The sequence below is a fragment of the Bacillus sp. FJAT-27986 genome (genome assembly GCF_001685035.1).
Classification (GTDB): Bacteria; Bacillota; Bacilli; order Bacillales; family Pradoshiaceae; genus Pradoshia.
On sequence record NZ_MAYV01000015.1, the window covers coordinates 181,974 to 208,202 of the forward strand.

The 26,229-nt window shown below is 40.6% G+C and carries 24 protein-coding genes and 1 tRNA gene; 22 read left to right on the forward strand and 3 right to left on the reverse strand.

Going from position 1 to position 26,229, the window contains the following annotated elements; translation table 11 throughout:
• Nucleotides 1-11 precede the first annotated feature (11 nt).
• The 13 genes from hisD (at nt 12) to A8L44_RS11870 (ending at nt 11,784) form a co-directional block, all read left to right on the forward strand.
• Complete coding sequence (gene hisD, locus A8L44_RS11810; RefSeq protein WP_066106163.1) at nt 12-1,295, forward strand: histidinol dehydrogenase; 1,284 nt, start codon at nt 12-14, stop codon at nt 1,293-1,295.
• Entirely contained in the window at nt 1,292-1,879 is a 588-nt protein-coding gene (gene hisB / locus A8L44_RS11815) for an imidazoleglycerol-phosphate dehydratase HisB (RefSeq protein WP_066106166.1), read from the forward strand. Before hisD ends, hisB begins: the two co-directional genes overlap by 4 nt.
• Nucleotides 1,880-1,898: 19 nt before the next feature.
• Complete coding sequence (hisH, locus tag A8L44_RS11820) at nt 1,899-2,537, forward strand: imidazole glycerol phosphate synthase subunit HisH (RefSeq protein WP_066106169.1); 639 nt, start codon at nt 1,899-1,901, stop codon at nt 2,535-2,537.
• Complete coding sequence (hisA, locus tag A8L44_RS11825) at nt 2,537-3,283, forward strand: 1-(5-phosphoribosyl)-5-[(5-phosphoribosylamino)methylideneamino]imidazole-4-carboxamide isomerase (protein WP_066106172.1); 747 nt, start codon at nt 2,537-2,539, stop codon at nt 3,281-3,283. The genes hisH and hisA overlap by 1 nt, the downstream gene beginning before the upstream one ends.
• Nucleotides 3,280-4,038, forward strand: coding sequence for an imidazole glycerol phosphate synthase subunit HisF (gene hisF / locus A8L44_RS11830; protein ID WP_066106175.1), 759 nt, complete (start codon nt 3,280-3,282; stop codon nt 4,036-4,038). The genes hisA and hisF overlap by 4 nt, the downstream gene beginning before the upstream one ends.
• Nucleotides 4,035-4,706, forward strand: a complete 672-nt coding sequence (gene hisIE / locus A8L44_RS11835; RefSeq protein WP_066106181.1) for a bifunctional phosphoribosyl-AMP cyclohydrolase/phosphoribosyl-ATP diphosphatase HisIE — start codon at nt 4,035-4,037, stop codon at nt 4,704-4,706. Before hisF ends, hisIE begins: the two co-directional genes overlap by 4 nt.
• A 607-nt stretch (nt 4,707-5,313) precedes the next feature.
• Nucleotides 5,314-6,804 carry a tetratricopeptide repeat protein gene (locus A8L44_RS11840; protein WP_066106184.1) on the forward strand — a complete coding sequence of 497 codons (1,491 nt, stop codon included), beginning with the start codon at nt 5,314-5,316 and terminating at the stop codon, nt 6,802-6,804.
• A gap of 113 nt (nt 6,805-6,917) precedes the next feature.
• Nucleotides 6,918-7,871, forward strand: a complete 954-nt coding sequence (gene trxB, locus A8L44_RS11845; RefSeq protein ID WP_066106186.1) for a thioredoxin-disulfide reductase — start codon at nt 6,918-6,920, stop codon at nt 7,869-7,871.
• 294 nt (nt 7,872-8,165) lie between these two features.
• Nucleotides 8,166-8,630: an 8-oxo-dGTP diphosphatase gene (locus A8L44_RS11850; RefSeq protein WP_066106190.1), complete on the forward strand. Its 465-nt coding sequence runs from the start codon at nt 8,166-8,168 to the stop codon at nt 8,628-8,630.
• A gap of 3 nt (nt 8,631-8,633) precedes the next feature.
• On the forward strand, nt 8,634-9,560 hold the full coding sequence (gene rapZ, locus A8L44_RS11855) for an RNase adapter RapZ (RefSeq protein WP_373925482.1): 927 nt from the start codon (nt 8,634-8,636) through the stop codon (nt 9,558-9,560).
• A complete protein-coding gene (locus tag A8L44_RS11860) occupies nt 9,535-10,509 on the forward strand; it encodes a gluconeogenesis factor YvcK family protein (RefSeq protein ID WP_302621342.1) in 975 nt (324 codons plus the stop codon). The genes rapZ and A8L44_RS11860 overlap by 26 nt, the downstream gene beginning before the upstream one ends.
• Nucleotides 10,510-10,538: 29 nt before the next feature.
• Nucleotides 10,539-11,480, forward strand: a complete 942-nt coding sequence (gene whiA / locus A8L44_RS11865; RefSeq protein WP_066106193.1) for a DNA-binding protein WhiA — start codon at nt 10,539-10,541, stop codon at nt 11,478-11,480.
• Nucleotides 11,481-11,529: 49 nt separating this feature from the next.
• Nucleotides 11,530-11,784: an HPr family phosphocarrier protein gene (locus tag A8L44_RS11870; RefSeq protein ID WP_066106196.1), complete on the forward strand. Its 255-nt coding sequence runs from the start codon at nt 11,530-11,532 to the stop codon at nt 11,782-11,784.
• A gap of 69 nt (nt 11,785-11,853) precedes the next feature.
• Here A8L44_RS11870 and A8L44_RS11875 read toward each other — a convergent pair whose 3' ends face one another.
• From A8L44_RS11875 to clpP, 3 genes are all read right to left on the reverse strand, one after another.
• A complete protein-coding gene (locus A8L44_RS11875) occupies nt 11,854-14,235 on the reverse strand; it encodes an immune inhibitor A domain-containing protein (RefSeq protein WP_077248109.1) in 2,382 nt (793 codons plus the stop codon).
• A gap of 169 nt (nt 14,236-14,404) precedes the next feature.
• Nucleotides 14,405-15,829, reverse strand: a complete 1,425-nt coding sequence (locus tag A8L44_RS11880) for an amino acid permease (protein WP_066106203.1) — start codon at nt 15,827-15,829, stop codon at nt 14,405-14,407.
• Nucleotides 15,830-16,177: 348 nt separating this feature from the next.
• Nucleotides 16,178-16,780: an ATP-dependent Clp endopeptidase proteolytic subunit ClpP gene (gene clpP, locus A8L44_RS11885; RefSeq protein ID WP_066106206.1), complete on the reverse strand. Its 603-nt coding sequence runs from the start codon at nt 16,778-16,780 to the stop codon at nt 16,178-16,180.
• Between the two features lie 296 nt (nt 16,781-17,076).
• Here clpP and A8L44_RS11890 point away from each other — a divergent pair.
• From A8L44_RS11890 to eno, 9 genes are all read left to right on the forward strand, one after another.
• Nucleotides 17,077-17,148: transfer RNA gene (locus tag A8L44_RS11890), tRNA-Arg, on the forward strand.
• A 169-nt stretch (nt 17,149-17,317) separates the two neighbouring features.
• The gene (gene rpoN, locus A8L44_RS11895; protein ID WP_066106209.1) at nt 17,318-18,610 is read left to right on the forward strand and encodes an RNA polymerase factor sigma-54; all 1,293 of its coding nucleotides are present in this window, start codon (nt 17,318-17,320) and stop codon (nt 18,608-18,610) included.
• Between the two features lie 45 nt (nt 18,611-18,655).
• On the forward strand, nt 18,656-18,895 hold the full coding sequence (locus A8L44_RS11900; protein ID WP_254654715.1) for a glutaredoxin family protein: 240 nt from the start codon (nt 18,656-18,658) through the stop codon (nt 18,893-18,895).
• 143 nt (nt 18,896-19,038) lie between these two features.
• Entirely contained in the window at nt 19,039-20,070 is a 1,032-nt protein-coding gene (locus A8L44_RS11905) for a sugar-binding transcriptional regulator (RefSeq protein ID WP_066106212.1), read from the forward strand.
• Nucleotides 20,071-20,128: 58 nt separating this feature from the next.
• Complete coding sequence (gene gap / locus A8L44_RS11910) at nt 20,129-21,136, forward strand: type I glyceraldehyde-3-phosphate dehydrogenase (protein WP_066106217.1); 1,008 nt, start codon at nt 20,129-20,131, stop codon at nt 21,134-21,136.
• Between the two features lie 171 nt (nt 21,137-21,307).
• Entirely contained in the window at nt 21,308-22,492 is a 1,185-nt protein-coding gene (locus A8L44_RS11915) for a phosphoglycerate kinase (protein ID WP_066106220.1), read from the forward strand.
• A 31-nt stretch (nt 22,493-22,523) separates the two neighbouring features.
• A complete protein-coding gene (tpiA, locus tag A8L44_RS11920) occupies nt 22,524-23,282 on the forward strand; it encodes a triose-phosphate isomerase (RefSeq protein WP_066106223.1) in 759 nt (252 codons plus the stop codon).
• Complete coding sequence (gene gpmI, locus A8L44_RS11925; RefSeq protein WP_066106226.1) at nt 23,279-24,814, forward strand: 2,3-bisphosphoglycerate-independent phosphoglycerate mutase; 1,536 nt, start codon at nt 23,279-23,281, stop codon at nt 24,812-24,814. Before tpiA ends, gpmI begins: the two co-directional genes overlap by 4 nt.
• Before the next feature lie 54 nt (nt 24,815-24,868).
• Entirely contained in the window at nt 24,869-26,164 is a 1,296-nt protein-coding gene (gene eno, locus A8L44_RS11930) for a phosphopyruvate hydratase (protein ID WP_066106229.1), read from the forward strand.
• The last annotated feature ends 65 nt before the right edge of the window (nt 26,165-26,229 follow it).

The following is a 26,229-nucleotide window of genomic DNA, read 5'->3' on the forward strand; positions in this document are numbered from 1 at the left end:
AGGGAGAAGGCATGGAAATTAAATCGTTAACGAGTGGATTATCGTTGAAACGTACGGTGGATGGCGGATCCGATGCTCAAAGGAAGGTTGTCCAACAAATCCTGCAGGATGTAAAGGAACGCGGAGATCAGGCTTTATTTTTTTATACAAAAAAGTTTGACCAAACAGAGATGGATTCTCTTAAAGTAACAAACGATGAAATGGAAAAAGCAATCGCCAACATGCCGCAAGAGATGATTTCAATCATGACTGAAGCTGCTTCAAATCTTCGAAGCTATCATGAAAAACAAGTGCAAAATTCATGGATAGATATGTCCGTGACAGGAACTATGCTTGGTTTAAGGCGTACTCCGCTGGATTCAGCCGGCATCTATGTTCCAGGCGGTACGGCCGCCTACCCATCCTCCGTATTAATGAATGCCATCCCGGCTAAAGTGGCCGGTGTAAAGCGGATTGTCATGGTTTCGCCGCCGGGAATAGACGGGAGATTACCTGACTCCGTGCTTGCTGCCGCGCATATTGCAGGCATCACTGAAATTTATAAGGTAGGCGGTGCCCAAGCAATCGGAGCTCTTGCCTATGGAACAGAATCAATCGGAAAAGTAGATAAAATTACAGGACCGGGTAATATTTACGTCGCGCTTGCCAAAAGGGAAGTATATGGGGATGTGGATATTGATATGATTGCCGGTCCTAGTGAGATTACGGTGCTTGCTGATGAAACGGCAGAGGCTCGGCATGTTGCGGCAGATTTGCTATCACAGGCTGAACATGATGAACGGGCATGCAGTGTGCTGATTACCACGAGCCGAAGATTGGCGAGCCAGGTCAAAGTGGAAGTGGAGAAACAATTGGCCGTGTTACCGCGTAAAGAGATTGCGCTCGCTGCCTGGAATAATTTTGGCGGTATATACGTAGCAAACACATTGGAAGAGGCGATTGAGGCTGTAAATGAGCTGGCCCCTGAACATTTGGAAATTCAAACAGCGGATGCGATGAATGTGGCGGGCGCAATTCGGCATGCAGGTGCTATTTTTATCGGTAAATATAGTTCTGAGCCGGTTGGCGATTATTTTGCAGGTCCCAATCATGTGCTGCCTACAAATGGTACAGCCCGTTTTTCAAGCCCATTGAATGTAGATGATTTTCAAAAGAAAACGAGCTTAATTATGTACAGTCAACAGGATTTTGAGGCTAATGCATCTAAAATCGCTGCTTTTGCTAGATTAGAAGGATTAGAGGCTCATGCGCGGGCCGTGGAATCGCGATTTATTTCGAAGGAGGAAGGTCAATGAAACGTACAGCCGAAATAGATAGAAGAACGAACGAAACGAAAATTAAGCTTGCTTTAGGCCTTGACGGTGAAGGTAAGACGGAACTTTCAACAGGTGTGCCTTTTCTCTCGCATATGCTGGATCTATTTGCGAAGCACGGCCATTTTGATTTACGAGTAGATGCGGATGGGGATATAGAAGTGGATGGGCATCACACAACAGAGGATATTGGTATTTGTTTAGGGCAGGCGTTGAGTCAGGCGCTTGGAGATAAAAGAGGGATTAAGCGATATGGAAATGCCTTTGTTCCGATGGATGAAGCACTGGCACAGGTCGTTGTTGATTTGAGCAATCGGCCGCATCTTGAATTTAGAGCAGACATTCCGGCACCGATGATTGGATCCTTTGATACAGAGCTTGTACATGAATTCCTGTGGAAGCTTGCGATTGAGGCGAAGATGAATCTTCATGTCGTCGTCCATTATGGCCGCAATTCCCATCATATTGTTGAAGCCATTTTTAAAGCGCTTGGACGTGCGCTTGATGAAGCGACATCACACGATCCAAGGGTGAAAGGAATTCCATCTACAAAAGGGATGCTGTAAGTGGAGAGGGGTGGCAGTCTTGATTGGAATCGTTGATTACGGGATGGGAAACTTATTCAGCGTTTATAACGCATTAGACAGGCTGGGAGCGGATCCTGTGATAAGCGGTGATCCGACTGTATTGGCCGGCTGTGATGGGTTAATCTTACCCGGCGTGGGTGCTTTTCGGGATGCAATAACTGCATTAAAAGAGCAGAAATTGGACGTATTTTTAAAGGAGTATGTCGAAAGTGGTAAGCCCCTGCTCGGCATTTGCCTTGGAATGCAGCTATTGTTCGAGAGCAGTGATGAACACGGGTTTTCCGAGGGGCTATGTTTCTTGGAAGGACATATTGCGAAATTTACGGGGATTGATCAAACCGGTAAAACCTATAAAGTTCCTCATATGGGATGGAATAAACTGCAATTTAAGAATGTGAATCCTTTAATTGAAGGATTGGAAGAGGATTATGTCTACTTTGTCCATTCCTATTATGCACAAATAAAGGACTCAGCGGAATTAATCGCAACAGCAATGTATGATGTCGAGGTACCCGGAATTGTAGGAAAAGGGAATGTGATGGGAATGCAATTTCACCCTGAAAAAAGTGGACAGATGGGAAAAGGTTTGCTCGGGAACTTCGTGAATCTGGTAATAGAGAAGGCGGGGGATAAGTGATGGGGACTAATTTTACAATCTATCCGGCAATTGATATGAGAGGCGGTAAATGTGTCCGTCTTCTGCAGGGAGATTATGGGCAGGAAACGGTTTATGGAGATTCTCCATTTGAAATGGCCAAGTCCTTTTCTGATTTAGGAGCCAAATGGATTCATATGGTCGATTTAGACGGTGCCAAAGAGGGAAATCCAGTTAATGAGGAACACGTACTAAAGGCAGCCCGGGAATTAAAGAGCGTATCCATTCAAGTCGGAGGCGGGATTCGCAATGAGGAGCAGGTAGCCCGTTACTTGGAGAATGGTATATCGCGTGTCATTCTTGGCAGTGTGGCTGTAAGAGAACCGGAATTTGCCACACGGATGATTCAGCAATATCCGGGGAAAGTTGCGATAGGACTGGATGGTAAAAGCGGTAAGGTGGCGACTGATGGCTGGCTGAAAACAAGTGAATGGACTGTCGTTGACTTAGGCAAGTATTTTGCCGATAAAGGGGCAGAATGGTTCATTTTTACGGATATCGCCAATGACGGGATGCTTAATGGTCCCAGTGTAGAGGCAACAGCTGAACTTGCGCGCGCAACCGGAAAGAATGTCATCGCATCAGGAGGAATGAGTCAGCTTGAGGATATCGCTGCTTTACAGGCCTATCAAGCGGATGGAATTGAAGGAGTCATCATCGGGAAGGCACTTTATGAAAATCGCTTTACATTGCCGCAGGCCCTAGCGAAGGCGGTTGAATCCTTATGATTACGAAACGAATTATTCCCTGTTTAGATGTAAAAGAGGGCCGTGTCGTGAAAGGGATTCAGTTCCTTGGGCTTCAGGATGCAGGTGATCCAGTTGAATTGGCGAAAATGTATGATGACCAAGGAGCAGATGATCTAGTATTCCTTGATATTTCAGCGTCCCATGAAGGAAGAAAGACGATGGTGGAAGTGGTTCGGGAAGCGGCGACTGTCCTGAGTATCCCATTTACAGTTGGTGGAGGGATTAACTCAGTTGCTGATATGAGGACCATTCTGCGTGCCGGAGCGGATAAGGTATCTGTAAACACGGCGGCAGTGCTTCGGCCGGAGCTGATTGCAGAGGGAGCCAGCTATTTTGGGAATCAGTGTATCGTTCTTGCTATTGATGCAAAGTATGATGCGGAGATGAACGGCTTTCGAGTTTATACACATGGCGGCCGTAAAGCTACCGAATTAAATGCTATTGATTGGGCTAAGCAAGCCGTTGCGCTCGGTGCCGGTGAAATATTACTAACGAGTATGGACTGTGACGGGGAAAAAAGCGGATTCCATATTGAACTGACCAAGGCGATCAGTGAGGCTGTTACAGTCCCGGTGATTGCGTCCGGTGGAGCGGGAAGTAAGGAAGATTTTGCTGAGGTTTTTACAGAAGGAAAAGCAGACGCAGCACTGGCTGCTTCCATTTTTCATTACAAAGAGACAAGCGTACAGGAAGTTAAACGTAGACTGCGAGAACAAGGAGTGCTTGTGAGATGAATATAGAGAATATACGATTTGATACGAACGGATTAGTGCCGGCCATTGTTCAGGATGGAGAAACGAAGGAAGTCCTGACACTGGCTTATATGAATAAGGAATCATTGGAGAAAACGATTCAAACGGGAGAAACCTGGTTTTACAGTCGTTCCCGCCAGGAGCTTTGGCATAAAGGGGAAACAAGCAAAAACACTCAAGCCGTACGGGAAATCCGCTATGATTGCGATCAGGATGCATTAGTAGTATTGGTTCAACCAGCAGGCCCAGCCTGTCATAACGGCACGGTAAGCTGCTTTACGGAATCGCTGTATCAGGCTGATGATATTAATTTAATTCAGCCGGCAGATGAAGCAAAGGATTTTATGTATGATTTGGAGAAAATCATTGCTGAACGGGAAGCAGAGCGTCCCGAAGGCTCCTATACAACGTATTTATTTGAAGAAGGGGTAGACAAGATTCTTAAAAAGGTGGGAGAAGAAGCAGCCGAAGTCATCATCGCTGCCAAAAACCGCGACCTAGAAGAATTAAAATGGGAAGTATCCGATTTATTCTTTCATGTCCTTGTCCTCTTAAAAGAACAAAATCTCCCATTCTCTGAAATTCAAAAAAACCTCCGTGAACGCCATCTTACTAAACAGAATGATGAAGAAACTGACTCAAAAGGATGAATGATATCCTTTTGAGTTTTTTTGTTTAGTGAAGGGGGCAGGGTGAAGGAGCTATGTCATGGCTATGGCCGACCTATGCCCGGGCTATACCCGGGTAAAGGTAGGTCGAAGGTGGGTGAAAGGTAGAGGAAAGGAGCTATGCCAGGACTATGACCGACCTATGCCCGGGCTATACCCGGGTAAAGGTCGGTTGAAGGTGGGTGAAAGGTAGAGGAAAGGAGCTATGGTAGGACTATGACCAACCTATAACCTGCCTATACCCGGGTAAAGGTGGGTCGAAGATGGGTGAAAGGTAGAGGAGAAAGGAACTCCGACTGGGATATGGACCACCTATGACATGGCTATCCTTGGGTAAGGGTGGGGTAAAGGCGAGTGGAAGGTAGAGGGGAAAGGAGCTCTGGCTGGGCTAAGCCCCTCCTGCTCCTGAACCGCCACTCCATATGCTTGTCGGATGCCTGCAGGATGTAGGTCACAAAGAGGTTGCCACAGGATGTGGCGTTCTTAATCTTTGTTCCTTGAATCAGTCGTCTCGCCTCCGCTTTTCTTTCTATAATTCTCTTAATATGGTATAATTGTAGGGTTAAAGTATATGTGCTTGGAGGACTAGATGGGGAATAATTTTAATTTGACTAATAAGGCAAAAGTTGTTTCGTTTAACCCCACGGGAGAGTTCTATTTTACAAAGGGAATAAAAGCTTTCCAGCGAAGGGAATTATATAGAGCTAAGAAATATATGAACCGTGCGTTGCAGCTGGAACCGGGTGAGCCGATGATTGCTTGCCAGCTGGCTGTGATTTGTACGGAATTAGGTGAATATCAGTTTTCGAATCAGCTGCTTGAGAATATTCTTCAGGAGTTGGATCCGTTTATGACGGAGTGCCATTATTTCCTGGCTAATAATTTTGCTCATATGGGTTTATTTAAAGAGGCCTATAAGCATGCTAACGAATATTTAAATAAAGATCAGTTTGGTGAATTCAGTGAGGATGCAGAAGATTTGCTGGATTTAATCACATTTGAGACGGATGAAACAGAAGAGACCTTGGAAGTTCAGGATGATTTAATGATGCGCCAAGAGGCGGCACGTGAGTTGCTTGAAGCGGGTAATTTTGTGAAAGCCGTTGAAAAAATTGAAGAATTAATCGATTTATATCCTGAATTTTGGTCGGCTTATAATAATTTGGCACTGGCTTATTTCTATGTAGGTAAAACAGAGAAAGCTTTTGAGACGCTCGATCGAGTCCTTGAGAAGAACCCTGGCAATCTGCATGCTCTGTGCAATGGAATGGTCTTTTACCATTATCAGATGGAGCAGGATAAGCTTGATGAGGTTTTCGCTGTCCTAAAAAAAGTCAGACCTATTCTTGATGAACACCGGTTAAAATTAGGAGCGACCTTTGCGCTGACTGGTTATTATGAGGAAGCTTATATCTGGCTTCGCCAGCTGCAGAAAAAGGGTTATGAAGGGGACGGAACCTTCTATTATTGGCTCAGTAAATCTGCCCATCAAATCGGGCAAAAGAGAGTTGCTGAAAATGCCTGGGCTAAAGTGGTTGAATACAGTCCTGATAAAGAGGGACTTGAGCCTTGGGGCGAAATGACTGAAGATGAGGAATCTGGATTTGAAGAGCATGCGCCTTCCATCATTAAAAAGTTGGAAAGTGAGTATCTGGAGGAGAGATTGTTTGGTCTCTTTTTAGCGAGTCATTCGGGGGAATTTAATCAAATTAAAACTCATCCCTCTTACGAAACTAATAAACGTTTCACAGCGATGGAACGAGAATATAAAAATAGCATCGAGCTATCCGATAACCGTCAATTTTTTGCGGCAGAGGTAGCAGACACGTTATATAGGTTTTATCAGCCGGTAAAATTGATTGAGTCCGGCCTTTATTTTCTCTGGTTTTCTGTATATGCAGAAGGAAAAGAGAATGGTATACGGTTCTCAAATCCACTTGCATGGGCAGCTGCTATTGATTACGAATGGCACAAGCTGCGCGGTGAAAAAGAATCTCAAAAAACAGTGGCGGAACGATATGGAATATCTAACTCGACACTTTCTAAGTATGTAAAGCTTGTAGCCGAATTGTTGCAATGAGCAAATTTTTGGACCTAATATGTATAGTTTAATACGATTAGTTCGAGGATAAGACGAGAAATGAAATGAATGTGAGAGGCTTCGAGTTCTATCGTAAGAAGGAGTGATTCATAATGTCTGAGGAAAAAATTTATGATGTAATTATTATTGGAGCCGGACCGGCGGGTATGACAGCAGCTGTATATACGTCAAGAGCCAATCTTTCGACATTAATGCTTGAACGTGGCATTCCGGGCGGGCAAATGGCGAATACGGAAGAGGTTGAAAACTATCCAGGATATGAAACCATTCTTGGACCAGATTTATCAACTAAAATGTTCGAGCATGCGAAAAAATTTGGAGCAGAATATGCTTATGGTGAAGTAAAACAAATTATTGATGGAAAAGAATATAAAACCATTGATGCTGGTTCTAAGCAATATAAAACGCGTACTATTATTATTGCTACTGGTGCTGAATATAAGAAAATCGGCGTACCAGGTGAAAAAGAGCTAGGTGGTCGCGGTGTTTCCTATTGTGCAGTTTGTGACGGAGCTTTCTTTAAGAACAAAGAACTTTTCGTGATTGGCGGAGGAGATTCTGCTGTTGAAGAAGGTGTGTACTTAACTCGCTTTGCTTCTAAAGTAACGATTGTACACCGCAGGGATGAACTTCGTGCTCAAAAAATTCTGCAGCAGCGTGCCTTTGAGAATGAAAAGGTAGATTTTATTTGGAATACAACGTTAAAAAGCATTAATGAGAAAGATGGTAAGGTTGGCAGTGTAACATTGATATCCACTGTTGATGGTACTGAGCGCGAGTATCCGGCAGATGGCGTATTCATTTATATTGGAATGCTGCCGTTAACAAAACCATTCCAAACTATCGGAATTACGAATCAAGCTGGTTATATCGAAACCAATGATCGCATGGAAACAAAAATTCCTGGTATTTTTGCAGCCGGAGATGTTCGTGAAAAGAATTTACGACAAATTGTTACGGCAACAGGTGATGGCAGTATAGCCGCTCAATCCGCACAGCATTATGTTGAAGAGTTGATGGAGCAATTAAAAGCACAAGCAAAATAAAATAGCTTGAAGGATGAGTAAAAAATTTACATTAAAGTCATTATTAATTAATGTAGCTGTAATCAAAGTGCAATACATTTGGGGTAGAATAAAAATAAGAAATTGACCCCCTTTTATATATTTTTTTGGCATAGGTTATAAAACCTATGCCGCTTTTTTTTGTTGTTTGTCGAAAAATATAGGGATGACTTGAAAAAATTATGATGATTAACGTACATTGTTCATGCACATCTAAAATAGTATAATAAAGAGAAGTCTATCTAATTTGTGCTGTAGCAACTGAGGTGAAATAGTTTGCAAAGAGTAACCAATTGTATGTTAATGGCAGATGGCAAGGCCCTTATGCTTCAAAAGCCCAGAAGAAATTGGTGGGTAGCGCCCGGCGGCAAAATGGAATCTGGAGAATCCATACATGACTCTGTCATGCGTGAATTCTATGAAGAAACCAATTTGAAAATCGAGCGTCCTGATTTAAAAGGCATTTTCACCATGGTTAATATGAAAGATGACCAAATTGTTCATGAATGGATGCTTTTTTCTTTTCGTGCCTATGCATTTAAGGGAGAAGCATATCAGGAGAATGAGGAAGGGATTCTGAAATGGCATCCTTTAAACGATATTCTGGCATTGCCAATGGCAGAGGGAGATCGCAAAATATTGGATCATATGATGAATGGACAAGGAATACTAATAGGTACATTTAAATATACAGAAGATTTCATACTACTCGATTACAAGCTTGAAAGAAACGGGGAATAAATAATGGAAGAGAAAAAAATAGAAACTGCAGCATCAGAGAATCGACTGGTCATTATTACGGGTATGTCGGGTGCCGGTAAGACAGTTGCGATACAGAGCTTCGAGGATCTGGGCTTCTACTGTGTGGATAACCTTCCCCCTACGCTTCTTCCTAAATTCATGGAGCTTATGAACAATTCAGGAAAGAAGATGAATAAGGTAGCATTAGTAATGGACTTACGAGGCAGGGAATTTTTTGAACACTTATTCAAAGCCTTGGATGATCTTAACGAATCCTCCAAGTTTGTTCCTGAAATTTTATTCCTGGATGCGGATGACTCCGTTTTAGTAAGAAGATATAAGGAAACAAGACGTACTCATCCATTGGCTCCATCAGGATCGCCGTTGGAAGGGATTAGACTGGAACGAGATTTGCTTGAGGAATTAAAAGGACGGGCTCAAACGATTTATAACACATCAAATTTTAAGCCAAAAGAGCTGCGTGAGAAAATTGCCAAACAGTTTTCCGTTAATCAACGGGTAGAGTTCTCGATTAATATCATGTCGTTCGGTTTCAAACATGGGATCCCTATTGATGCAGATTTAGTTTTTGATGTAAGATTCCTGCCTAATCCGTTTTATATAGAAAATATGCGTCCGCAAACTGGACTGGATGAAGAGGTTTCTTCTTACGTAATGAAATGGAGTGAAACCCAGAAATTTATTGAAAAATGGACGGATTTACTTGATTTTATGATTCCTCAATATAAACGTGAGGGAAAAGCCCAGTTAATTATCGCTGTGGGATGTACTGGAGGCCAGCATCGTTCCGTAACTTTAGCTGAATATCTGGGTAAACGGTATAACAATGAGTACCATACGAGTGTAACGCATCGTGATATTGATAAAAGGAAGGTACGCACAGATGACATCCATATCAGCACAACCTAAAGTGGTCATCATAGGTGGTGGATCGGGCCTTCCTGTCCTATTAAGAGGGCTAAAGGCATATCCCCTCGACATTACCGCTATAGTGACCGTTGCGGATGATGGTGGCAGTTCTGGCAGACTGAGAGAGGAACTGGACATCCCTTCTCCTGGTGATATACGGAATGTTTTAGCAGCTATGTCTGATGTAGAGCCATTAATTGAGCAAATGTTTCAGCATCGATTTACAGGCTCTGAACAATTATCAGGTCATGCTCTAGGGAATTTAATTCTTGCTGCGATGACCTCTATTACCGGTGACTTTGTACATGCTATTCAGGAGATGAGTAAGGTTTTAAATGTAAGAGGGCAGGTTTTGCCCTCTGCTAACCAGAGCGTAATCCTACATGCAGAACTCGAGGATGGGACGGTTGTTTCCGGTGAATCAAAAATTCCATACTCCGGGAAACGCATAAAGCGGGTATTCCTCAGTCCTGAGCATATTCAGCCTCCTCATGAAACCATCCAGGCCATCAGACAGGCAGATTTAATTTTGATGGGGCCGGGAAGTCTTTATACAAGTATATTGCCTAATTTGGTTGTGCCTACAATTGCAGCTGAAATTGCAAATGCCAAAGCATCCAAGGTATATATTTGTAACTTAATGACTCAAGCAGGGGAAACCCTGAATTATACAGCAAGTGACCATTTGAAAGTAATAAATGAGCATTTAGGTGAGTCATGTATGGATACAATCTTAGTCAATAAAGAGGATATCCCTGCGCATTTAAAATTAAAATATAAAGAAGAGTATGCCCAACCGGTTATCTTTGATATAAACAGACTTGAACAAATGGGACTGCAAGTGATTAAGGATAATATTGTAACAATTCAAAATAACCGTGTCAGACATGATACAGTCGTTGTTGCTTCTATTATCTATAATTTATTAAAGGAAAAGAATAAAGTGTAAGTTGTAAAGGGATTGAGGTGTAAAAAAGGGTGTCGTTTGCGTCGGAAACAAAAAAAGAATTAACCAATTTAGAAGTAAAAGAGTGCTGCGCACGGTCAGAACTATCTGCGCTAATCCGGATGAACGGATCCTTATCCTTTTCCAATCGTCATCTTATTGTGGATGTGCAAACAGAAAATGCAGCGATTGCCCGGAGAATTTATACGTTTTTAAAGAAGCTTTATAATCTCCAGGTTGATTTGCTTGTTCGTAAAAAGATGAAGCTGAAAAAGAATAATGTCTATATTGTACGGTTTTCTGAGAAAGCGAAGGAAGTACTAACAGACTTGAATATCATTGAAAATGGATTTACGATTATCCATGATATATCCGAGGAACTAATCCACAAGAAATGCTGTAAACGATCATATTTACGTGGTGCATTTCTTGCAGGCGGATCAGTTAATAATCCTGAGACTTCCTCTTATCACTTGGAAATATCGTCTTTATATAAACAGCATAATGATTCTTTGTGTGAGTTGATGAACTCATTTGGATTAAAAAGCAAAACGCTCGAAAGAAAAAAAGGATTTATCACCTATTTGAAGGAAGCGGAAAAGATTTCTGAGTTCCTGAATATTATTGGAGGGCATAATGCACTCTTGAAATTTGAGGATATTCGTATTGTTAGAGACATGCGAAATTCTGTAAATCGACTTGTAAATTGTGAAACTGCAAACTTGAATAAAACAATCAGCGCTTCATTGCGCCAGGTTGAAAATATACGTTATATTGAAAATACAGTTGGTCTGGATATATTGCCTGATAAGCTACGTGAAATTGCAAGACTGCGTGTCGAATACCAAGATGTAACCCTAAAAGAACTTGGGGAAATGGTTTCAAGCGATAAAATAAGCAAGTCGGGTATAAATCATCGTCTACGTAAAATAGATGAAATTGCCGAGAGGCTGCGAGCCGGTGAATCTAAATAAGTATTCCAAGCATTATGATATAAATAATATTTAATGGAGGGGAATCGCTGTGATTGAAAAAGAAGTCACTGTACAGCTTAAAACAGGTTTGCAGGCACGCCCGGCTGCTCTATTTGTTCAGGAGGCAAGTCGTTTTTCATCTGATATATTTATTATAGATGGAGAAAAGAAGGCCAATGTAAAAAGTATTATGGGATTAATGAGTATGGCGATTGGTTCAGGTAAGACAGTGACCCTTGCAGCAGATGGTCAGGATGAAGAAGAGGCTATACAGGTTTTAGAAGCATTTATGACAAAAGAGTAGTAAAATGGAGAACCGTTAGGATACAAACAGAAAAGAGGTGGCTATCTATGAGCCGCCTCTTTTCCTGCCTTATTTACTAATAAGAATTTTTCCGACAGTACGGTCTTTACTTTGGCCCGTTAACTTGATTTTTACGCCAAACTCAGGGATATTCCGCCCTGCGTCCGGTTTGCCAGGATTTAAATAATTTTTGCTATCATCAAACACAGAAAATGGTTTCGTATCAAAATCAGACAATGTTAAACCATTTATGTTCTTATAATCCAAATACATTTTATCTGTTTTATCTAATCTAAATGCAGCATCATGAATTTGATAACGAGTTGCAGCTAAGGATTTGTCACTCCATTTCAATGTTCCTTGGTCAGCATCGACTACTCCAAGGAAGCCTTCACCTGGATGTTTGCCTGTCCAGTTATCTGAATAGCTGTCATCCACATACCAAACCACTAATCCGCCATCATATTTCATTAGGCTGGCTCCGCGTTTGATATGAGCAAGTCCCAAATCGACGCCCTGATGATTCCGCCATTCTGCCAAATAGTATTGATCACTTGTATAGAAGCCTTCATTCTTTGTGAAGCCATCTAATGTAAAGGAAGAGGTTGAAGTATCTGCATTATCTTTTACGAGTTCCTGACCATCGGCAGTAATTGTAATATCATCTACATAAAAACCTGCTTCAATAGCTGCTACATCAGTCCAGTAATTAAAACGCAATTCAATTTTCTTGCCAGCATAGGCCGTTAAATCAAAGATACCATCTACCCATCCGTTGGAGTTTCCTGTTATACCATTACCCGGATTTTGTTTATATGGATTAGTAGAAGTGGTTATATTCCCTGCTACCCCTGTCCAGTTTGTTTGTCCTTCTTCACGCACTTGAACAGATGCATAGTCCCAATCCTGCTCTATTTGATACCAAGTCTTGAAAGATAACTGGGCTGTCGACTTATTTGTTAGATCAAGAGAAGTAACCAAAGAGTTATTTAGGTTATTACCTTTTCCGCTATGATATTCATACTTCCCGCTATAAGGGGTATTTACTGTGGTTTTCTTTTGTGGCAAATTCACTTTAAGTGCATCCAGGTTTCTTCCCTTTGTAATGGCTTGATCGAGAAGGAATTCAGATCCCCGTCTAGTCAGATCATCAAGATCGACCTCTTCATAATTAAGCCAGTTTCCTCCAAGGCTCTCCTGAAGATATTCTTTTGCATATGGGCTGAACCCAGTTGGTTCTCCTCCTGGAACTTTACCTGCCCAGCTGCCGCTTGCCATGATTGACCAATAGCCAATGGCTTCACCAGATCCTGAGTATTGCGTATCATACTCATCCGGTAGACCTAAATCGTGGCCATATTCATGGGCAAATACTCCGGCAGCTCCATCAATTGGTTCAATGGTGTAATCGTAAGCAGCCATTTGTCCATTCCAGTAAGGTATGTCTGTTTCCGTATTATCGATTGGGAATACCCCTCCCAAATTTGAACGATGGGACCAGATTGCATCTCCGCCCAGTGTACCGCCACCTGCTTCTTCACCTACAGCAGAGTGGACAATCATTAAGTGATCGACTAATCCATCTGGTTCGCGTTTATTGCCGTCTCCATCATAATCGTAGCGATCTTCCTGATCATATTCAGCAAGATCTACATTTGGATCGTTTGCTGCTGCCTCTAATGCTTCTTTTACAAGGCTACGTGCATCCTTGTCATTTCCATCGGGTGTGGGAATATTTCCACCATACTCAGCGGCAGGTTTTTCAGCCATATACCAACCAGCTACTTCACCATCTACGGTATAGCTACCGCCAGATTGCTGTTCATAATATTGCTTCATAGAAATTAGCTTTTCGCCGTTAGGACCTGTATATCCCTTTTTACCAAAAATCATTTGTTGATAATGATCCTTAGTATAATCTTTATAATACATGTCTGTATCCTCTGGTCTGACATTGTCACCATTGTAATCAGGGAATTCAATCATCAGAACCAAAACTTTATCTTTTACTACAGACCCTCTATATTTCTCTTCTTTTACTGGTTGAACAACACCGTTATTAGGTTTGGAACCTTTGCCAGGTTTTTTTCCTTTTTTCTTTTTGTTCCACTTCTTTTGTAGTTCTTTCATTTGTTTATCGAATTTTTTTGATGAGTCCTTTTTAGCATTTTCTTCTTTTTTCTTTAGGTACTTTTTCAGCTGTGTCTGCGCTTCTTTATCTGTTGCATTTTTCTTGATAGTACCTTCCTTTTTAAGCATTTTAATTAATCGTTCTTCGTTGGCAATGCTTAAATCAAAAGTGCTTCCTGTATAGACAGCTGAATGATTGTGATTGGTCTCGGTTGCATGATTACTTATTGTCGAAACTTGGTGAGCAGAAGTGGCTGGTGCAAAGGCACTGAATGTTAAAGCAGCAGCGAAGGCCGATGCCAAAATAGATTTTCCTCGCAAATGGTTTCCTCCTCTATAATTTTAATTAACATCTATAATATTCTAACTATTCTGTTAAAAAACCTCTTTAATGGTAGAAAATGGTAGAATAGGAGTGGTTGAGGAAAAAGAAGTGGGTAATTAGGCATAAAAAAACCACCCTTTTTGAAAGAGTGGTTTCGTCTTATAATTATCTATCTTCTGTCAAACTTCTAGAAATTTCTTTTGGTTTCTTGTTTTTCATCAGGATTGGATAGAGAACAAGACCGAGGACAAATAATCCTATACCGAGCGAGAAGGTTTTTAAGTCGGCTGTTCCGGTTTTAATTACCCATAGGGTGTATACAAGAGCCACTATCGCTATTATGCCATCTATCAATCGTGATCGCTTCATCCCTGTGTATGTTTCACCGGTAATAATCAGTTTTACCTGATAAAGAACACTAACGAAATACGGGATTAAGTAAGCTAATGTAGCAACGACCATTGCGAATTCATAAGCTTCCATTATCGTTCCGGAAACAGTAGCGAATAAAAAGAATTGCGTTAAAAGGTTTGTGATAGTCAAAGAATTGACTGGACTTCCTTTTTTATTCGTTTTTCCGAAGAATGCCGGGAACAAGTTGGATTTAGCAGCTTGATAAGGTACCTCGGAGCTAACGACAATCCAACCGACTGTGGATCCGAATAATGAAATTAAGGCAAGGAATCCTAAAATATAAGCACCGCTAGATCCGATTGCAGCCTGCAGAGCATCAACCAAAGGTTTATGTGACTGTTGCAATGCCTCTTGGGATAAAGCGCCCATTGTTAATAGTGTTATTCCAATATAGATCGCAATGGCAATAATCAGTCCGGTGATTGTCGCTTTTTTCACATCAGTCTGAGACTTTGCCCTATTAGATAGCATCACAGCAGCTTCTACCCCAATAAAGGCCCATAGCGTGGCAATAGCTGCGTTATTTACTTGTCCACCCAATGAATGGGAAACCCCGGATGCATCGATGAATTCTTTACCGTTCATTATATTAGCAGAATCAAATATGAAAATGGTTGCGACAATAAAAAGTGCGAAACCAATTACTTTTGTGATAGTAGCCAGCAAATTGATTTTTCCAGCGCTGTTAAAACTTTTGCAGAGAATAAAGTGAATGCCCCACAGCATAACTGTGCATACCATAAAGTTTAAGAATTTCCCTAATTCAAGATCAAAATTGCCGCTTGAAAAAAGGATGTACTGGCTTTGCATAATTGGGAAGAAGGTAGATAAGTACCCCGCAAACGAGATGATGACTGATGCCGTTGCAGCCCAGTTAGCAGCCCAGTAACCCCAAGCAATACTGTAACCAGCAATTTTCCCTTTCCTTGGTGAACTGAACATGGCTTGAGCATAGCTTTGCGGTCCCGTTTTTAATTCCGGTTTTCTGATAGCCAAATTTCCAAATACAAGAGCAACCATTAATACTCCAGCTCCTGTTAGAATCCAGGCCATTGATGCTCCAAACGGACTAGAAACACCAGCCAGGTTTGCCGGAAGCATAAATATTCCTCCACCAACCATGTTGCCGACAACAAACATGGTTAATATCCAAAATCCCCATTTTTTATTATTCATGATGAAAGACCCCTTCTGTTTTCAAAATATGCGAAAAATATAATAAGATAAATTATTGCTAGCGGTACAAATCGATATAATTCTATACCCGAATTATAATTTGATCATTCCGGTGGCTGTATTGGTTGAGACTTTTAAGTATGAAATTCAACACAATAAACACTCTTTAGAATGACTAATTATTAAATTGTGCTTTCATATTAACATCAAACTTTAATTTGGTAAAGTGATAAACAATTAGAGAACTAAAAGATTATGGGGGTAGGGGAGTAAAGGGGGATATCTACATTATTTTTTTTGATAAAACAAAAAAGCTGCCGAATATCTCGACAGCTCTTAATCAGTTTATTATTTTTTATTTTCTTCTACTACATTGCGGGTGATAATTTTATCAACTAATCCGTACTCAACCGCACGTTCAGCTGTCATGAAGTTATCACGTTCTGTATCGCGAGCAATTGTTTCATAAGATTGACCAGTACGTTCAGCCAAAATTTTGTTTAAGCGCTCACGCATAAAGAGAATGCGTTTAGCAGCGATTTCAATCTCAGTCGCTTGTCCTTGAGCTCCGCCAAGTGGTTGGTGAATCATCACTTCACTGTTTGGTAACACAAAACGCTTTCCTTTTTCGCCGGCAGCAAGAAGGAATGCACCCATTGAAGCAGCCATACCGATACAGATCGTAGAAACCTTTGGTTTAATATATTGCATTGTATCGTAGATTGCCATACCAGCTGTGATGCTTCCGCCTGGGCTATTGATGTAAAGATAAATATCTTTCTCTGGGTTTTCAGTTTCAAGGAACAATAATTGGGCAACGATAGAGTTGGCAACATTGTCATCAATTGCACTTCCAAGCATGATAATCCGGTCTTTTAATAAACGGGAATATATATCGTATGCGCGTTCCCCGCGATTTGTTTGTTCAATAACTGTAGGAATTAAATTCATTTATTTTCTCCTCCTTATATGTAAAAAAATAATACATTTGGCTTTGACTTTATCATACACTTTATGGTCAATAAAGGTCAAACAAAAGACGCTTACATTACTATATGTTTTTTATTAAGGACTGATGTCTAGTTTATCTGATTGGTCTGCGCATAATTTGCAACTGATTCTATGTATAGAAACAAAATATTCCCTGATATCCATCTTACCCAACATAAAGGCTTATAAACCTAAGGAATAGTTCTTGCAAAAAGACTTTCTCTTCCTTATAATATAATTTTGTAGGCTAACATTTTGCCCTCGTAGTTTAATGGATAGAACATAAGATTCCGGTTCTTACGATGGGGGTTCGATTCCCTCCGAGGGCGTATAATATATTGTAGGAAATGCCTCAGTGCCGAAAGTAGCTTAGCACTGGGGCATTTTTTTATTTATTAACAAATTCAATATTTTGTAAATATATCCTCCTTTTTCTTGCTCTGCTCTTTCCTATTTACTACTATTAATGTAAGCGATTTATTATAAGGGGGCAGGGATTTGAACGTAGAGTTTGGTTTGTACCAGCAACAAAAGTTAAAGCTGACGATGACGCCGGAATTAAATCAGGCAATAAACTTGCTTCAATACCCGGCAATTGAATTAGCTGCCTATATCGATGGAAAAGCACTTGAGAATCCGTTAATTGAAATAGATGACGAGTATCCGAAAGTCTCAGGCAGATCATATGGCGACTCATCAATCAATCAAATCAGTGAGGAGACTGTTTCATTAAAATCTTATTTACGATCCCAAATTCCATTTAAAGTATTAACCGACAGGGAAGAGTGCGTTTTATTGTTTTTGATTGATTGTATCGATGAAAATGGATATTTACGTATTACCTTTGAGGAAGCTCGATCCCTTGTGGAGGTTAGTCAGGCAGAATGGGATGTTGCCTTATCTGTTTTGCAGGCATTGGAGCCTGTCGGAGTGGGTGCCAGGAATCTAAGTGAATGTTTGCTCATACAGGCTAAACGTGATTATATCGATGATCTGCCACTAGAAGAGGTTTTGGTTAATCATTTCGATATGCTTGTGAATAGAAAGTGGAAAGAGCTTGCCAAGCTGGTTGGTGTAACAATTGCAGATATTCAATCCATTTTTGATTTAATACAGGCATATAACCCCAAACCTGGTTCAGCTTTTAATAGTGGTGAATTCCAATATTTCATACCGGATGTAAGTGTTTCTGTTTCAAAAGGAGTACCCACTGTAAAAGTTTTATCAATGAGAAGATTTAAAACGAATGAATTTACTTCCCCTATAAATGGAAGTGATGACCTAACTAAAAAGTATATGTACGAAAAGAAATTGGAGCTTAACTGGCTAAAAAAGGCTATTGAGCAAAGAGAGCAAACTTTAAGGCGTGTAACTTATGCCATCATGGAAAAGCAATCTGCCTTCTTTGATACTGGAAAAAGTGTCACCTTAAAGCCATTAACTATGAAGGAAATCGCCAAAATGGTTGATGTGCATGAGTCCACAGTAAGCAGGGCGATTAGAGACAAAGTGGTAGAGACACCATTTGGGACTTATGATATGAAAATGTTTTTTACGAGCAGCATCCCGAACACTCAATTGGAAGACTCTTCATCAGAACAAGTAAAGCAAGAAATAGTGCGGTTGATAAAGGCAGAGCAGAAAACATTACCTTTATCGGATCAGGCAATTGCAAAGCAACTTCAGGATGATTTTGGTATTCTTGTATCACGGAGGACAATCGCGAAATATCGGACTCTGCTTCATATACCATCTTCTTCAAAAAGAAAACGATATGAGGTTAGTGAATAATTAATTTATAAATGTAGAAAATAAGAAAGAGCAGGGGGAAAGAGAGTGAGTGTACCAATCATTCATTTTTATACAAAAAAGAATTGCCCATTATGCGAAGAGGCAAAGGATCTTTTGAAAATTTTGCAAAGAGAAATGACGTTTACTCTCCTTGAAGTCGATATATATTCCAATGATAAATTACTGGAACAATATGGCCTTATGATTCCTGTAGTCGAAATCAGTGATCAGGTTATTCAATACGGTCGTATAGATTTAGATGAGATTCGTCGCTATTTAACGTGATGTTCACATTTAGAACCTTGCAACTATTCGAAACTCCTGTTAGAATGGAATTACATCAGGAGCTATTTTTTTTACATAAACTGGGACGCTAAACGTCTAGCTAGGACAAAAAATGACCAAAGTATAAAAGGAGTTTGAAGGATATGGACGGAATACTCCATTTACAGAAGAAATTAATTCCAGATATATTTGAGGTCATGCAAAAAAGATACAATATCTTAAGAACGATTCGTACTCTGCAGCCGGTAGGCAGACGAAGCTTATCACTGACTTTGAACATTACGGAGCGGATTTTGCGCAGCGAAGTGGAATTTTTGAAAAACCAAAATCTTATACTCATTGCGAGCTCTGGAATGACTGTTACCAATGAAGGGAAAGAGGTACTCGACCATCTGGGTGGTGTAATAAGGCAATTATCGGGTATAGATGATATGGAACGCCTATTACAGGAAAAACTTAATTTGGAGAAAATAATCATCGTTAGCGGTGATAGTGACCAATCCCCATGGGTAATAGATGAGCTTGGACGTGCCGGTGCTTCGCGTATGAAAAGTCTCTTAACGGGTAAAAATATCATTGCCGTAACAGGTGGAACAACAATGGCAGCAATAGGAAGAATGTTACCTGATGTCTCAGAGCTTCCAGATGTGGATGACATTTTGTTTGTACCAGCGAGAGGCGGTCTTGGCAAGGGTGTTCAATACCAGGCCAATACAGTTTGCGAACAAATGGCGGAAAAGATGCATTCACGATATCGTGTCCTGTATGTACCGGACAACCTAAGTGAAGCAGCATACAATACGCTAACCAGTGAACCTGCTATACATGAGGTATTGAATTTGTTGAAATCAGCTAATATCGTTCTTCATGGTATAGGGGAAGCCAAAACAATGGCTGAAAGAAGGAAATCATCCGATGACAGTCTTCAGGAGCTTGAGAATAAAAAGGCAATTGGAGAGGCGTTTGGATATTATTACGATGAAGATGGCAACATAATACAAAAAGTCCATACAATCGGCCTTCAATTAGATGATCTGGTTAATGCGGAACATGTAATCGCCGTCGCTGGCGGAGCTTCAAAAGCTAAGGCAATAAAAGCCTATATCAAAATGGCACCTAAAAAACCGATTTTAATTACGGATGAAGGTGCGGCACTACAGTTACTTAAGGGATAACACCCTTTTGAATATAATTTAAATCTATTTCTAAGATTCCAAAAGGAGGAACCTTCTAATGGCAGTAAAATTAGGTATTAATGGTTTTGGTAGAATTGGACGTATCGTATTCCGTGCAGCGTTAAATAATCCGGAAGTAGAAGTTGTAGCAGTTAACGATTTAACTGATGCAAAAATGCTTGCGCATCTTTTAAAATATGATTCCGTTCATGGAACTTTAGATCAAGATGTAACAGTTGACGGAGACTACTTAGTAGTAGCTGGACAACGTGTAAAAGTTCTTGCTGAAAGAGATCCAGCTCAACTTGGTTGGGGAGATCTTGGAGTAGATATCGTTGTTGAATCTACTGGACGTTTCACTAAACGCGCAGATGCTGCAAAACACCTTGAAGCTGGCGCTAAAAAAGTTATCATTTCTGCACCTGCATCTGATGAAGATATCACAATCGTTATGGGTGTTAACGAAGATAAATATGACGCAGCTAACCATGATGTAATCTCTAATGCATCTTGTACTACAAACTGCTTGGCTCCATTTGCAAAAGTATTGAACGATAACTTCGGTATCAAACGCGGAATGATGACTACAATTCATTCTTACACAAATGACCAACAAATCTTAGACTTGCCACACAAAGACTACCGTCGTGCTCGTGCTGCTGCTGAAAGCATGATCCCTACAACTACTGGTGCTGCTAAAGCTGTTGCTCTAGTATTACCTGAATTGAAAGGTAAATTGAACGGTATGGCTATGCGTGTACCAACTCCAAACGTATCTGTTGTTGACCTTGTTGCTGAATTAGAAAAAGAAGCAACTGCAGAAGAAATCAATGCAGCATTGAAAGCAGCTGCTGAAGGTGAATTAAAAGGAGTTCTTGAGTACAGCGAACTTCCATTAGTATCTCGTGACTACAATGGAACTACTCAATCTTCTACTATTGATGCTCTTTCTACAATGGTTATGGAAGGCAACATGGTTAAAGTACTTTCTTGGTACGATAACGAAACTGGTTACTCCAACCGTGTAGTTGACCTTGCAGCTTACATTGCTAAAAAAGGTCTTTAATCTTTACGGAGTAGATAGAAAACCTTATTAAAGGTATAATGAATTTGTTTAAGGGGGGAGAGGGGAAAATTCCCCTTTCTCCCTGTTTTATTTTAACGGCAATTAATCAGAGTTTGGGCAGACCTGATTAAGTCTTTAGCTGGTCCCTTATTTTAAAGGAGGTTCATTTAAGTGAACAAAAAATCGATTAAAGACATTGATGTACAAGGAAAAAAAGTATTTTGCCGCGTTGATTTTAACGTACCAATGCAAGATGGCAAAGTAACTGATGACACAAGAATTCGTGCGGCTTTACCGACTATTCAACTTTTAATTGAAAAAGGCGCAAAAGTAATTCTTGCAAGCCATTTGGGCCGTCCAAAAGGTGCAGTAAAAGAAGAGTTACGCTTAACTCCTGTTGCTGCGCGTTTAAGCGAATTGCTTGGCAAAGATGTTAAGAAAACGGATGAAGCATACGGAGAAGCTGTACAAGCTGAAATCGGGCAGATGAAAGATGGCGATGTACTTCTTCTAGAAAACGTACGTTTCTATCCTGGTGAAGAAAAGAACGATGCAGAATTGGCAAAAGCATTTGCAGATCTTGCAGATGTGTATGTAAATGATGCATTCGGTGCAGCTCACCGTGCACATGCTTCCACAGAAGGAATTGCAAAACATATCCCTGCTGTAGCCGGTTTGTTAATGGAAAAAGAATTAGAAGTGCTTGGAAAAGCTCTTTCTAATCCAGAACGTCCATTCACAGCAATTATTGGTGGAGCAAAAGTAAAAGATAAAATCGGTGTAATTGATAATCTTCTTGAGAAAGTGGACAACCTAATCATTGGCGGTGGACTAGCATATACGTTCATCAAGGCTCAAGGTTATGAAATTGGTCAATCTCTTTTAGAAGAAGATAAAATTGAATTGGCTAAATCCTTTATGGATAAAGCAAAAGAAAAAGGTGTTAACTTCTTAATGCCGGTGGATGCGGTTATTGCAAAAGAATTTTCACCTGATACAGAGTCTAAAGTGGTAGATATTGATGCGATTCCAGCTGATTGGCAAGCGCTTGATATCGGACCAAAGACTGCAAAATTATATGAAGACACTATTAAAAATTCCAAACTCGTGATCTGGAATGGACCAATGGGTGTATTCGAATTTGATAAATTCGCTGGCGGTACAAAAGCAGTAGCAGAAGCACTTGCAAATGCGGAAAATACATACTCCGTAATTGGTGGTGGGGACTCAGCTGCGGCAGTTGAAAAGTTCGACCTTGCGGATAAAATGAGCCACATCTCTACTGGAGGCGGTGCTTCCTTGGAATTCATGGAAGGTAAAGAGCTTCCTGGTGTTGTAGCATTAAACGATAAATAAATATACGGACACATACGAGAGGATGAGGAAAGTGCGTAAACCAATTATCGCAGGAAACTGGAAGATGAATAAAACGGTTGGCGAAGCTTTACAATTCGTAGAGGAAGTTAAAGGTTCCATTCCTTCTCCAGAAAAAGTGGATGCGGTTGTGTGTTCTTCTCCACTATTTCTTGAATCGCTTGTAAAAGCAACAAAAGGAACAGACCTTAAAGTTGGTGGGGAAAATATGCACTTTAAAGAAAGTGGCGCATATACCGGTGAAGTAAGTCCGGAAGCACTTTCTGATTTAGGGGTAGACTATATTATCATTGGACATTCCGAGCGTCGTGAAATGTTCAATGAAACTGATGAAACAGTTAACCAGAAGACATTGGCTGCTTTTAAACACAATTTAATCCCTATTGTGTGTTGTGGGGAAACGTTGGAGCAGCGTGAAGCTGGTAAAACAAAAGCTCTTGTAGCTGATCAAATTAAAAAGGCATTCAAAGGCCTTACGGAAGAACAAGCTAAGAAGACAATTATTGCTTATGAACCAATCTGGGCAATTGGTACAGGAAAGTCTTCCACAGCAGCTGATGCTGATGAAGTTTGCGGTCATATCCGTCAAACAATCGCTGATAGCTTTTCAACTGATGTGGCAGAAGCAATTAGGATTCAATATGGCGGTTCTGTTAAACCTGAAAACATCAAAGAATATCTTTCAGAAGATAATATCGATGGTGCTTTAGTTGGCGGAGCAAGCCTTGAACCAACTTCTTTCTTAGGATTATTGGAGGCTGTTTCTAAATGAGTAAGAAACCAGTAGCGTTAATCATTCTCGATGGGTTTGGATCTCGAGATGTAACACAGGGTAATGCTGTGGCACAGGCTAAAAAGCCTAACTTTGACCGTTATTGGGCAGAGTATCCACATAATCACCTGATAGCGAGTGGCTTAGCAGTTGGTTTGCCGGAGGGACAAATGGGTAACTCAGAAGTTGGCCATTTAAATATCGGTGCAGGCCGGATTGTTTATCAAAGCTTAACTCGAGTAAACCTTGCGATTCGTGAAGGTGAATTCGAAAAGAATGAAACTTTCTTAGGCGCGATTCAACATGCGAAAGAAAATAATAAGGCTCTACACTTAATGGGATTATTATCTGATGGTGGAGTACACAGCCATATTCAGCATTTATTTGCATTACTTCGCTTGTGTGCTAAAGAAAACTTTACAAATGTTTATGTACACGGCATTTTAGACGGACGTGATGTTGGTCCTCAAACTGCTGAAAAGTACATTCAACAAACTGAAAATATGTTTAAAGAAATTGGTGTAGGCCAGTTCGCGACTATTTCAGGACGTTATTACTCCATGGACCGTGATAAACGCTGGGATCGTGTAGAAAAAACGTATCGTTCCATGACTTATGGTGAAGGACCTTCTTATTCTTCCGCAATGGAAGTAGTAGAGGATTCCTACCGTAATGGGATTTTTGATGAATTCGTTCTACCATCTGTAATTACGAAAGCTGATGGACAGCCTGTGGCGAAAATTGAAGATAATGATTCTGTTATTTTCTATAATTTCCGTCCTGACCGTGCTATCCAAATTTCTAACGTATTTACAAATGATGATTTCCGCGGCTTTGACAGAGGCCCAGGATTCCCGCAGAATTTGTATTTTGTTTGCTTGACTCACTTTAGTGAAACTGTTAAAGGATATGTTGCATTTAAACCAACAAATCTGGATAACACAATCGGTGAAGTCTTATCGCAAAACAACTTAAAACAGCTTCGCATTGCCGAAACTGAAAAATACCCACACGTTACCTTCTTTATGAGTGGTGGACGTGAAGATGAATTCCCAGGCGAGAAACGTATTTTGATTAATTCTCCAAAGGTTGCCACGTATGACCTTAAACCTGAAATGAGCGCTTATGAAGTGACTGAAGCCCTTATGAAGGAATTGGATGAAGATAATCATCATGCGATCATCCTAAACTTTGCTAACCCTGATATGGTTGGGCACTCCGGAATGCTTGAACCAACAATCAAAGCAATTGAAACTGTGGATGAATGCCTTGGAAAAATCGTCGATAAAATCCTATCTATGGGTGGTAAAGCCATTATCACAGCTGACCATGGTAATGCTGATGAGGTAATCACTCCAGATGGAGATCCGATGACAGCACATACGACAAACCCTGTTCCAGTGATTGTCACTGATAAAGAGGTAGAACTTCGTGACGGTGGAATTCTGGGTGATTTAGCTCCAACTATGCTTGAACTATTGCATGTAGAGCAACCGAAAGAAATGACTGGAAAATCATTAATTAAAAAGTAAGTTGTACAAACTATAAAATGTACTATATTTTCCAATTAAAAGGAGAGAAATTTAATGCCAATTATTATTGACGTTTATGCACGTGAAGTATTAGACTCCCGTGGTAACCCAACAGTTGAAGTAGAAATTGAAACAGAATCTGGCGCATTCGGCCGTGCTATGGTACCAAGTGGTGCTTCCACTGGTGAATACGAAGCAGTAGAACTTCGTGATGGCGATAAAGACCGTTACCTTGGAAAAGGTGTTCAAAAAGCAGTAGATAACGTAAACAATATCATTGCTGAACAAATCATCGGTATGCATGTTCTTGATCAAGCTGGAATCGACAAAGCGATGATCGACCTTGATGGAACTGAAAACAAAGGTAAATTAGGTGCGAACGCAATTCTTGGTGTTTCCATGGCTGCTGCAATCGCTGCTGCTGATTACCTAAACATTCCTTTATACCGTTACCTTGGCGGATTCAACACGAAACAGCTTCCAACTCCAATGATGAATATCATCAACGGTGGTTCTCACGCTGATAACAACGTTGACTTCCAAGAATTCATGATCATGCCTGTTGGAGCTCCAACTTTCAAAGAAGCAATCCGTATGGGTGCTGAAGTATTCCACAGCTTGAAAAAAGTTCTTCACGACAAAGGCTTAAACACTGCAGTAGGTGACGAAGGTGGATTCGCTCCAAACCTTGGTTCTAACCGTGAAGCTCTTGAAGTAATCATTGAAGCAATCACTAAAGCTGGCTACGAAGCTGGTAAAGATATCTACCTTGCAATGGACGTAGCTTCTTCTGAGTTCTTCAACAAAGAAACTAAGAAATACGATCTAGCAGGCGAAGGACGCAATGGTCTTTCTTCCGAAGAAATGGTTAACTTCTATGAAGAATTAATCAACGAATTCCCAATCATCTCTATTGAAGATGGTTTAGATGAAAACGACTGGGAAGGCCACAAATTGTTAACTGAGCGCATTGGCGATCGTGTACAACTTGTTGGTGATGACTTGTTCGTTACAAACACTAAAAAGCTTGCTGAAGGTATCGAAAAAGGTATTGCTAACTCTATCCTAATTAAAGTTAACCAAATCGGTACTTTAACTGAAACTTTCGATGCAATCGAAATGGCAAAACGCGCTGGTTACACTGCAGTTGTATCCCACCGTTCCGGTGAAACAGAAGATTCTACAATCGCTGACATTGCAGTAGCAACAAACGCTGGCCAAATCAAAACTGGTTCTATGAGCCGTACAGACCGTATCGCGAAATACAACCAACTTCTTCGTATCGAAGATGAGCTTGGCGATTTAGCTGAATACAAAGGTCTTCAATCTTTCTACAACCTTAAGAAATAATTAACGAAGTAGAAATTTTTGATGAGAGTATTTTATATGATTTTCAAGGACGCTTGAGAAGTATT